The sequence below is a fragment of the Actinoallomurus acanthiterrae genome (assembly GCF_054775715.1).
In genome coordinates this window covers 11,811,161-11,822,099 of sequence record NZ_BAAHCO010000001.1, presented here as the reverse complement: position 1 = coordinate 11,822,099, position 10,939 = coordinate 11,811,161, and the positions used below count along the sequence as shown (strand labels likewise).

Here is a 10,939-nt window from a genome sequence, read left to right as displayed (position 1 = left end):
CGCGGGTTCCCAGTCGTGGTCAGGCCGGTCGTTTCGTGACGATCGATCGTCCGACGACGAGGGCGTCGAGCTTCGAGGCGAAGAACGAGCGCACCGCGTCGTGTGGGCTGCACACCAGCGGCTCACCGGCCTGGTTGAACGAGGTGTTCAGCACGACGGGCGTGCCGGTGGCCGCCGCGACCGCGTCGAGTAGCGCGGCGTAACGCGGATTCGTCTCCGCGTGGACCAGCTGCGGCCGGCACGAGCCGTCCACATGGACGACGGCAGGGGTCTCACGGCGGGCCCGCTCGGTGACCGGGCAGGCGCTCAGCATGAACGGTGCCGGACCTGTGGACGTCACGTACCGGTCGGCGTCCGCGGCCCGCAACGACGGGGCGAGCGGCCGCCACTGCTCCCGCCCCTTGATGTCGTTGACCCGCGTGTGCACGGCGCGGTCCCTCGGCAGGGCCAGGATCGAGCGGTTCCCGAGGGCGCGCGGCCCGATCTCCATCCGGCCCTGCACCCAGCCGACCACGTCGCCCCGGTCGAGCAGCTCGGCCGTGTCCGCCGCGATGTCCTGAGACTCTCGCACCGGCAGGTTCAGCTCGTGCAGGAACGCGGCGATGTCCGCATCGCCGAAGTCCGGGCCGAGGGCCGCCGTCTCGACCGCAGCCGATGGCCGCTCGCCGTGGTCGGACGCGACCGCGAGCGCGGCGCCGAGCCCGGTCCCGGCGTCCCCGCTGGCGGGGAACACGTACAGGCGATCGACCAGGCTGGACCGCTCGATGACGCCGTTGGCGGTGCAGTTGAGCCCGACGCCGCCGCCGATGACCAGATCCCGGACGCCCGTCTCGCGCACCGCGAGCCCGACCAGGTGCAGCAGCACCCGCTCCAGCTCCGCCTGCCCGATCGCCGCGACCCGCTGGTGGTGCGCGGTGAGTTCCAGGTCGGTGTGGGTGCGGCCGCGGATCGGGTCGGACCGGTAGGTCGGTGTCACCGCGGGGCCGAACCGGTCGGTGAACCACTGCTGCCATGCGGCGACGGTGGCACGGTAGGTGTCGTAGTCCGAGCCCGCCGCGCCCGCGTCGATGGTGGCCCGGTAGCCGTCCTCGGTGAGCTCGAAGGGGCTGTCCACAGGCTCCGGCTCGGCGTACGAGGCCAGGCCCATGACCTTGCCCTCCTCACCGAGCTCGAAGCCGAGGTAGTTGGTGAGTGCCAGGTAGAAGAACCCCAGTGAGTCGCGGATGCCGAACGAGGCGGAGCTGGTCAACTTGGTCCCGACCCCACGGCCCAGCGTGGTGGACACCGCGTCGCCCTGGCCGTCGACGGTGAGCACCGCCGCGTCGGTGAAGCCCGAGCAGAAGAACGCGGCCGCGGCGTGCGCCCGTGCATGGTCGACGACCTCGATCGCCGGCCGGGGGGCACGGGCGAAGAAGGGGTGCCGCAGCAGCCGTTCGTGCACCAGCGTCGGCCACTCGGAGTGGAGCCCGGCGGGATCCCAGCTGAGCGCCAGGTAGTCCACGTCGGCGAGGTCGATGCCGGCATGCGTCAGGCAGTAGCGCGCGGCATGCGCGGGCGGCAGCCCGTAGGCGTGCTTGCGCCGGACGAACCGCTCCTCCTCTGCGGCTGCGACGACCTCGCCGTCGACCACCAGACCGGCAGCGGCGTCGTGCCCGAGGCCGCCGCTGATGCCAAGAACAATCACGTTATCTCCCTTGGAGCACGCCACGGCGATCCCCGTTAAAGGGCTTTCGCTTTTCCGAACATAACCGCCGGTCGCGGGTTCAGGTACCGTTGGCGATGACCCGTGAAAACGTTACGTGCGGACCATCTCCCGCTCGGCTTCAATGGGGCTGACCACTGGCCCGATCAGACGTGCGCGGTTCGAGTTCGGCGAGCCGCAGACGCAGTCGAACGTTTTCCCGCCGCAGCTCGTGCAGCTCGCGGGAGAGCAGCTCCGCGGCGTTCGAATTCTGCTCCGCGCAGTTTCTCACCACGGCCAGTTCCGGAGAAACCTCCAGCTGGAACGGGAAGGTCCTGCCGTAGCGGACCTGAATCAGCCCGTCCTCGACGTAGCGCGCGAAGTCGTCGGCGGGCAATCGGCCCCAGCGGTGCAGGAATTCCCTTTCGGTCTGGGCGAACTCGGCGACCCGGTTCTCTCGGCTGGCCGACACCAGATGGGTCAGCACGCTGCGGTGGCAATAGTGCACCTCCCCGCCGGCCTCGGCGGTGCGAAGGCAGAGGTCGACGTCTTCGTACCCGTTGCGATAGCGCAGGTCGAAGCCGCCGAGCCGGTCGAACCAGGACGCGCGGGTGAGCAGGCACGCCCCGGTGACGATCCGGACCGGCCCCGACTGATTGGTGACCGCGGCATCGGCGGGAAACCCTGCGTAGACGTGCCGTGGATAACCGTCCGAACACAGCACCACGCCGGCGTGCTGCACCCGCCCGTCCGGGAACAGCAGCTTGCTTCCGATCACCTTGGCGGTGGTCCGGTCCGCGTAGTCCAGCAGCGCGTCCAGCCACCCCGGCGCAGGTTGCAGGTCGTTGTTGTAGAACACCAGGAGCCGGCCATCGGCAGCGGTGGCCCCGGCGTTGCACGCGTGGGCGAAACCGTGGTTCTCCGCGTGGCGCACGACCTTGATCCGTCCGGCGAAGGAGTCGAGCACGGCGGTGGTGTCGTCGGTCGAACCGTCGTCCGACACGACCACCTCGGCGTCGGGCAGGCCGTCGAGATCGGCCAGAAGCGCGGTGAGGCACTCGCGTAGCAGCGCCGCCGCGGAGTAGGTGGGGATGATGATCGAACACCGTGGGGTCATGTCGGCATCACCTTTGTGGCCGGTCGCCGGGTCACCGACACCGGGAGCGACGCGAGCCCGCGCATGTTGGCGCCCGGGAGCAGCCGGGGTGCGCCGGCGAGTTCGACGTGGATGTCGTGGCGGGCGATGGCCTTGAAGGCGAGCGTCGCCTGCAGGTCGGCGATCGCCGCGCCGAGGCAGTAGTGCGGGCCGTAGCCGAAACTCAGTGACGGCGGACCGGCTCTGCCGATGTCCAGCCGGTGCGGGTCGGGGTACCGGTGGGGATCGCGGTTCGCCGCCGCGATGATCGCGATGACGAGGTCGCCCCTGCGGATGTGCTGACCGGCCAGCTCGATGTCCTCCCGCGCGTACCGTCCTGTGCTCTGGACGGGCGGGTCGAATCGCAGCAGCTCTTCGGTCGCAGCCGGAGCGAGGGCCGGCTCCAGGCGCAGCCGGCGGAACTCGTCGGGATGGCTCAGCAGCAGGTACAGGCCGTTGCCGAGCAGGCTCATGGTGGTCTGGTAGCTCGCGTTGTAGATCTGGAAGATCAGGGGGACGAGCTCATCCTCGGGGAGGTCTCCGGCGTCGACCGCCCGTACCAGGTCGGAGCCGAGATCCTCGCTGGGGTTCCGGCGCTTGGCACCGAGCCGGGAGGTCACGTATTCGGTGATGCCGGCGACCGCGTGGTCCGCGGCGCGAAGTTGCGGGGCGGTCATGCTGCGTTCGAACAGCACATTGAAGGTGCGGGTGAGGTCCCGCAGGTCCGCCCGGTCCCCGTCGCCGATGCCGAGCAGGCGATGGATCGTGACCAGCGGGAGCACGTCGGCGAACTCGGTGACGAAGTCCGCCTCCCTGACGTCGGTCAGGGCGTCGAGCAGTTCGCCGACGGCCGCGTCGACGGCCGGCGCCAGGGCGTTGATCCTGGACGCGGCGAACGACCAGTTGACCATGCGTCGCAGGCGGCCGTGCCGTGGCGGGTCGGCCAGCAGCAGCATCCTGGTCAGCATCACGATCGCCGGGTGCGACCGCCACTCCGGTCCGCCCCTGGCCGTTCCGATCGCCTCGATGTCGTTGCCGAACCGCCGGTCGCGCAGGATCGCGGCGCATTCCTCGTAGCCGGTCAGCACCCACGTCCGGTCATCGACGCGGGCTGCGGAGCCGTGCGCGCGCAGCACCTCGTACTGCGGGTAGGGATCGGCGATGCCGTCCGCCGTGAGGAACAGCCGCTCGAATGCGGCGCGGCAGGCGTCCGTCGGGACCGACGGCCGTCGCTGGGCGGTGTCCATGTCAGGCGCCCGTCGTCGCGGACACCATGTCCGTCGTGAAGTCGGCCATGGTCGTGGCGAGCTCGGCGATCGTCGCGGCGTCGTGCAGATTCGTGCTGTACTCCCAGTGCGTGATCAGAGTCGTCTCGTAGAAGTGGGCGTGGATTCGCAGCACGTAGGGCCGGTTCCCGCCGGGTTGCTGCTGCCGCACGAGCTCGAAGCCGCTGGGCCGGAGCACCTCGCCGTGGCTGTCCGAATCCCAGTACCGCCCCCGGTAGTAGTCGAAGAGGATCTCCACGGGCGGAAGCCCGTCGAACGCCTCGGCCGCTCCGCTGAGTGGGCGGCGCAGCAGGCCGAATCCCAGACCGGAGGTCGGCACCGCGCGCAACTGCTCGGCGACGCTCGTGACGATCGCCTCACGGTCGTTCCCGCCGGGCAGCCGCAGCAGCAGGGGATGGGCGACGGCGAAGGAACCGACTGTGCTGGACGTTGCCAGGCCCAGTTCCGGGACGTGCCGGCCGTGGGACCGGGTGTCGACCAGCACCGTGTCGGTGCCCTGCCAGCGTGCCAGCGTGTCGGCCAGCGCGGCGAGCACGATGGGGCCGGTGCGCCCGGCCGCCGGCCGCGTCGGCCAATTCGTGTACGAGAGGTGTCCGTCCTGGGATTCGAAGGTGTTGGTGCCGAGCGGATGGTCCAGCGGAGCCTTCGCCACCCGGTCGACCGGCAGGCTCCTCCAGTAGTCCAGTTCGGCGAGTACGCGACCGCTCCGCTCGTACTGCTCGACCGCGTGCGCCCACTGCGCCCAGGTGGTCTCCGGAGAGGACGGTCGCACCTCCTCTCCGCGGCCGAGCTGGTCCAGCGCGCGGTCCAGGTCGCCGCAGAGGATCCGCCAGGAGGTGAAGTCACAGACGAGGTGGTGCCCGGCGAAGACCAGCAGCGTCCGATCGTCCACGGCGTCCTCGACGAGGGCGATCCGTACGAGCGGGTCATCCGCCGGCCGGTATTCCGGCAGCTGGCCGGTGATGACGTCGTTCAGGTCGGTGCTCCCGTCGTATCGGACGGCGGGGCCCACCACGAACGCCTCCAGCGGCAGGTCGACCGAGATACGGTCGCCCACCAGGCGGGTGCGCAGTGCGTCGTGCCGGGCCGCCAATGAGCGGAGGGCCCGGGTGGCCATCTCGGGGGTGATCTGCCGGCCGGTCACATCGAACACGCTGAGCTTCAGGTACTCGATGAGATCCGCTCCTCGCCGGACGGTCCCGGCCGGGAGGGTCATCAGCACCCGCTGCGGCGGAGTGAAGGCCAGGACTGCGGCGGGCGCCGCCGGCGGTTCGGCCGCCGGCTCGGCGTCCTGGATGGCGGCCGCGGCCTCGCGGAGCGTTGCGGCACCGAGGAGTTCGTCGAGGGAGAGGGCCAGGTTTCGCGCGCTCAGCTCCGCGATGAGCCCGAGGGCGATCAGGGAGTCCCCGCCCGCGTCGTAGAAGTTGTCGTCGGCCGAGATGCCGCTGGTGCTGAGAAGGTTCTCGCAGATCCGCAGCAGCAACTCCACACGGGAGGAGTGGTCTGTGGTGGTCAAGCGGTGTGCTCCTGTCTCTGTGCCTCGCTACGCCGGCATGGCGCCGGACTCGACGGGTACTCCGGTGCGGGCGACGGTCTCGACGAGCGCCGCCGCCGCGTCCGGGCCGGGCAGTCGGTCCAGCTCGGTGCGGAGTCGTCCGGCGTTCCCGGCGAACGACGGGTCCGTCAGGACCTGCTCGATGGCCGCGCCCAGCTCGGCGGCCGTGACCGAGGCGGCGTCGACCCGGATCCCGGTGCCCAGCGCCTCGCATCGGGCGGCGTTGGTGGGCTGGTCCGCGTTGACCGGTGCGACGACGAGTGGGAGGCCGTGGGCCAGCGCGGCCAGGACGGTGCCCAGGCCGCCGAGCGTGAGCACGGCGGTGCCGAGGGGAAGCAGCCGCCCGAGCGGGGTGTATCCGACGAAACGCACGTTGGCGGGGATCCGGCCGAGGCCCGCCGGGGGATCGTGGGTGATGACGACCTGCCAGGTGCTCCGGGCAGCCGCGCCGAGCAGCGCGTCCAGGAGGGACGGCTGTTCGGCGAACACCGTGCCGAAGGTGGCGATCAGGACCGGAGCGCCGGCGCTCGGCGGGACGGGCGTCCGCCCGGCACGTTCGCCGAACGGCACCGGACGCACGAACCGCATGGTGGCGTGGACGTGGCGGCCGAACTCGCGTGCGTCCGGCAGGTCGGCGCTCGCGGTGGCGAACCGGGGCGGCACTGGCGCGACGCCCAGGTAGCGGTACAGCGCGGGCACGCCCAGGTCGGGGGCGCCGGCGAGCCGCCCCAGATCCCGCAATGACGTGCCGAGCTCACTCGCCCATACCGACGGAGGCAGGAAGCGGTTCTCCCGCCCGGTGGCGTGCGGTATGCCGAGCGCCTCCGCGACGGCGAGGCCGGCGAACTCCACGGTGTCACGCAGCACGATGTGGGGCCGCCACGCGGACGCGAAGGCGAGCAGGTCGGGCAGGGCCGCGCGTCCCAGGGTCTCGACGAGCACCCGGCGGGTGTAGGGAAAAGTGCGGTCGCCTCGCTTCCTCGCTTCGGCGAGGGCGGGCACCAGGCCTTCCTCGTCGCCCACGCGGAAGTCGAGGCCCGCGGTGACCGGCCGGAGGCCGGCCGAGGTGATCTCGGTGGCGAAGGACTCCGCCGACGCCACCCTGACCTCGTGTCCACGGCGGCTCAACTCCACGAGCAGCGGCAGCATCGGATGGAAATGGCTGACTGCGGGCTGTGTCGTGCACAGAATTCGTAGCCTGGCATGCCGGGTCGTCATCGCCTATGGACACCGGTCCCATTTTTCGCCGAGATTTCGGACAGTTCGTCCGGCGTCAGATCATAATGCTTCTGGGGTTACCCCTACGGCTGACTTGCGGGAGGTCGGTATCCCGTAAACCTGTTACATGCGCGTTCCCGGTTTCGGCGGTATGCGGGTGAGCTGATCCGCTGATCACTCAGGCGGGAAATGCATCTTCCGTTAGGTCACGTGATTATGGGACGTGTCCGAAGGGTCGTCGTCGGCGAGCCTGGAAATTGACGAGCGCCGGAAGCGGGCGCCATGTGTGGAGCCGGATACGAGTGGTGAAACTCAGAGGCCGCGGTGTCCACCGCAGCCTCGGTGTCGTGTGTCCGCACCCGCACAACCGAACATCAGGTCGCATGCCCACGGAACGCCAAAGCCCCGGGCCTGGCTGCGCTACCCTCGATACCTGAGTCAATCGTCTGCGGCCAGCCGATGATCCCAGTCCGGCCGGCCGTGAATCCGGGTCGAGTTGCTGGTTACAAGGGGTGCGAGCGTGTCGGAGGTCAAGCCGAGCATGCCTGAGCGGCCGTCGCTGGACGGTCTTGAGGCGAAGTGGGCGGACCGGTGGGAGCAGAGTGGCACCTACCGGTTCCGGGCTCCCGGCGAGCGCTCGGTCGTATTCTCGATCGACACTCCACCGCCGACGGTGAGCGGCTCACTGCACGTGGGTCACGTGTTCTCCTACACCCATACGGACGTCATCGCACGGTTCCAGCGCATGCGCGGCATGCACGTGTTCTACCCGATGGGCTGGGATGACAACGGCCTTCCGACCGAGCGGCGGGTGCAGAACCATTTCGGCGTGCGCTGCGAACCGTCGTTGCCCTATGACCCGGACATCAAGTACCCCGAGCCCCTGACGAAGAAGGGGGAGCGGCCGGTCATCGGCCTCTCCCGCCGGAACTTCGTGGAGTTGTGTGAACGGCTCACTGCGGCGGACGAGCAGGTCTTCGAGTCGCTGTGGCGGCGCCTCGGCCTGTCGGTGGACTGGTCGATGACTTACACGACGATCGGCCGGCCCGTGCAGCGGATCTCCCAGCTCGCCTTCCTGCGGCTGGTGCGCGCGGGCGAGGCGTACCAGGCCGAGGCGCCGACGTTGTGGGACGTCAGCTTCCGGACCGCGGTGGCGCAGGCCGAACTAGAAGACCGGGACTTCCCCGGTGCCTGGCACAGGATCCCGTTCCGCACCGACCAGGGCGACGCCGTCCACATCGAGACCACCCGGCCGGAGCTGCTGCCCGCGTGCGTCGCGCTGGTCGCGCACCCCGATGACGAGCGCTACCAGCACCTGTTCGGCACTACGGTGATCTCTCCGATCTTCGGGGTGCGCGTGCCGGTGGTCGCCCACCCGGCGGCCGAGCGGGATCGCGGGGCCGGCATCGCGATGTGCTGCACCTTCGGCGACACGACCGACGTCCAGTGGTGGCGCGAGCTGAAGCTGGCGACGCGCACCATCATCGGCCGTGACGGGCGGGTCCTGCCGGAGCCGCCCGCCGGCCTGGACTCGCCTGCGGGCCGCGACGCCTACGCCGGACTGGTCGGTGCCACCGTGCACACCGCCCGCGAGCGGGTGGTCGCCCTGCTCCGGGAATCCGGTGATCTGGTCGGCGAGCCGCGTAAGGTCGTGCGGCCGGTGAAGTTCTACGAGAAGGGCGACAAGCCCCTGGAGATCGTCTCCAGCCGGCAGTGGTTCATCCGTACGCTCACCCACCAGGACGTGCTGCTCCAGCGCGGTGCCGAGCTGAGGTGGCACCCGGGTTATATGAAGGCCCGCTACGACGACTGGGTGCGTGGCCTCAACACCGACTGGCTGATCAGCCGGCAGAGGTTCTTCGGTGTGCCGTTCCCGGTGTGGTATCCCCTCGACGAGGCCGGCGAGCCGGACTACACGGCGCCCATCCTGCCCTCGGAGGACATGCTTCCGATCGACCCGTCATCCGACACCCCGCCGGGGTACACGGAGGACCAGCGCGGTCTGCCGAGAGGCTTCACCGGCGACCCCGACGTGATGGACACCTGGGCGACGTCCTCGCTGACGCCGTTGATCGTCTCCGGCTGGGAGTCCGACCCGGAGCTGTTCGCGCAGACGTTCCCGATGGACCTGCGTCCGCAAGGACACGACATCATCCGGACCTGGCTGTTCTCCTCGGTGGTGCGGACCCACATGGCCGAGGACACGACGCCATGGCGGAACGTGGTGCTGTCCGGCTGGATCCTCGATCCGGACCGCAAGAAGATGAGCAAGTCCAAGGGGAACGTCGTCACTCCGATGAGCCTGCTCGAACGCTTCGGCTCGGACGCGGTGCGCTACTGGGCGGCCAGCGGCCGCCCGGGCACCGACACGGCGTTCGAAGAGGGCCAGATGAAGATCGGCCGCAGGCTGGCCACCAAGCTGCTCAACGCCTGCAAGTTCGTGCTCGGTGCCCCGGAGCCGGCGGAGGACGCGCAGGTGACCGATCCGCTCGATCGCGCCATGCTCGCCGCCCTGGCCGAGGTCGTGGAGCAGGCCACCGCGGCGCTGGAGGACTTCGAGCACACCACGGCGCTGAACACCACCGAACGCTTCTTCTGGCTGTTCTGTGATGACTACCTGGAGCTGGTGAAGCACCGTGCCTACGACGGCGTCGAGGCCGGTGGCGAGTCGGCCCGGCTGGCGTTGCGCACGGCGCTGTCGACCCTGCTGAGGCTGTTCGCGCCCTTCCTGCCGTTCGCGGCCGAAGAAGCCTGGTCCTGGTGGCATTCGGATCTCGTGCACGCCGCCCCCTGGCCGGTCGTGGAGGATGTCAGGCCGCGCGACCCGGCCGCCACCGAGCTGATCTCGCTGGCGGGCGCGGCGATCGGCGCGGTCCGCAAGGCGAAGAGCGAGGCGAAGGTGTCCATGCGGGCGCCGGTCGTCACGGTGCGGGTCTCCGGACCGGCCGGCCAGCTCAGCGCCCTCGAACTCGTCACCGCCGACCTCTGCGCGGCCGGTAACGTCGGCGAGGTCAGTTTCTCCCCGGGCGGCGAGACCCTTCACTTCGAGGCGATCCTGGCCGAGGTGTAGCTCTTCCGGGCCATGGGCGATGGCGGCCCGTCCTGCGATTCGGGGACATGACTGCGGCGGGGCGGGCGGCCTACGGTGGCGAACCGCGGCCACGGCAAGGCCATCATGCCGTCGGGGCATGGCGCCGCCGGTCGGCTCAGGCGACGTACCCGCCGTCCGCCTGGGGCCGCGCAGCAGGGAGGAGACGACGATGCCCAGCACGACAACGTCCCGCTGGATCGTCCCGCTGAACATCTCGCGGGACCCCGCCGTACGTTTGCTGTGCCTGCCGCACTGCGGGGGCGGACCAACCGCGTTCCGGGCCCTGGCCGCGCAGGCGCCCGAGGAGATAGACGTGTGCGCGGCGCTGCTGCCCGCCCGTGAGAGCCGCCGCCAGGAACCGCCCGAACGGGAGATGGCCCGACTCGTCGACGCTTTGGCGGACGCGGTGGCCGAGCGGCCCGGGGCGCCTTACGCGCTGCTCGGCTACTGCTTCGGCGCGTACACCGCGTTCGAGCTGGCGATGGAACTGGCCGGCCGTGGCATGCCGCCTGTACATCTGTTCCCGGTGGCCGCGTCGAGCCCGGCGACCATTGACCGGGCTCGGAACGTGTATCAGCTGCCGTCGGAGTATTTCCTGAAGTTCATGCGAGACCAGGGTGTAATACCGGAGATCATCCTCGGCGATCCGAAGATCTTCCAGGTGTTCGAGCCCACGATCCGGGCCGACCTCGAATTGTTCGAGAAATCGCCCTATCGACCGGCGCGCGACCTGGCAGTGCCCATCACGGTGCTCGGCGCGCGACGCGACCTGGAGTTGTCGGAACTGCTGGACTGGCAACGCGAGACCGTCTCGTCCTTCGGGATGCGAGTTTACGACGGCGACCACTCCTTCTTCGTCAAGGACATCGCCGTGATAGCCGATCACCTTGCCTCCGACCTGCTCGACCGTCAGGGTCGGCTGCGGTAGAGAGCCTGGCCGACCGGCCGGTGAGCCTCTGCCGCCGACTCGGAC

At 70.0% G+C, this 10,939-nt stretch carries 7 protein-coding genes; 2 read left to right on the top strand and 5 right to left on the bottom strand.

All coding sequences use genetic code 11. The features are described 5' to 3' along the window. Nucleotides 1-19 precede the first annotated feature (19 nt). From ACYVF7_RS55715 to ACYVF7_RS55695, 5 genes are all read right to left on the bottom strand, one after another. The gene (locus ACYVF7_RS55715; RefSeq protein WP_460356159.1) at nt 20-1,684 is read right to left on the bottom strand and encodes a carbamoyltransferase family protein; all 1,665 of its coding nucleotides are present in this window, start codon (nt 1,682-1,684) and stop codon (nt 20-22) included. Nucleotides 1,685-1,823: 139 nt separating this feature from the next. Beyond that, the gene (locus ACYVF7_RS55710; RefSeq protein WP_460356156.1) at nt 1,824-2,798 is read right to left on the bottom strand and encodes a glycosyltransferase family 2 protein; all 975 of its coding nucleotides are present in this window, start codon (nt 2,796-2,798) and stop codon (nt 1,824-1,826) included. After that, nucleotides 2,795-4,063 carry a cytochrome P450 gene (locus ACYVF7_RS55705; protein WP_460356154.1) on the bottom strand — a complete coding sequence of 423 codons (1,269 nt, stop codon included), beginning with the start codon at nt 4,061-4,063 and terminating at the stop codon, nt 2,795-2,797. The genes ACYVF7_RS55710 and ACYVF7_RS55705 overlap by 4 nt, the downstream gene beginning before the upstream one ends. 1 nt (nt 4,064) lies before the next feature. Then, nucleotides 4,065-5,618 carry a condensation domain-containing protein gene (locus ACYVF7_RS55700; RefSeq protein ID WP_460356152.1) on the bottom strand — a complete coding sequence of 518 codons (1,554 nt, stop codon included), beginning with the start codon at nt 5,616-5,618 and terminating at the stop codon, nt 4,065-4,067. A gap of 27 nt (nt 5,619-5,645) precedes the next feature. After that, entirely contained in the window at nt 5,646-6,806 is a 1,161-nt protein-coding gene (locus ACYVF7_RS55695; protein ID WP_460356151.1) for a glycosyltransferase, read from the bottom strand. A gap of 610 nt (nt 6,807-7,416) precedes the next feature. On the opposite strand from ACYVF7_RS55695, the gene valS reads away from it, so the two are divergent. Next, entirely contained in the window at nt 7,417-9,945 is a 2,529-nt protein-coding gene (gene valS, locus ACYVF7_RS55690) for a valine--tRNA ligase (RefSeq protein WP_460358597.1), read from the top strand. Between the two features lie 190 nt (nt 9,946-10,135). After that, the gene (locus tag ACYVF7_RS55685; protein ID WP_460356148.1) at nt 10,136-10,894 is read left to right on the top strand and encodes a thioesterase II family protein; all 759 of its coding nucleotides are present in this window, start codon (nt 10,136-10,138) and stop codon (nt 10,892-10,894) included. Nucleotides 10,895-10,939 lie beyond the last annotated feature (45 nt).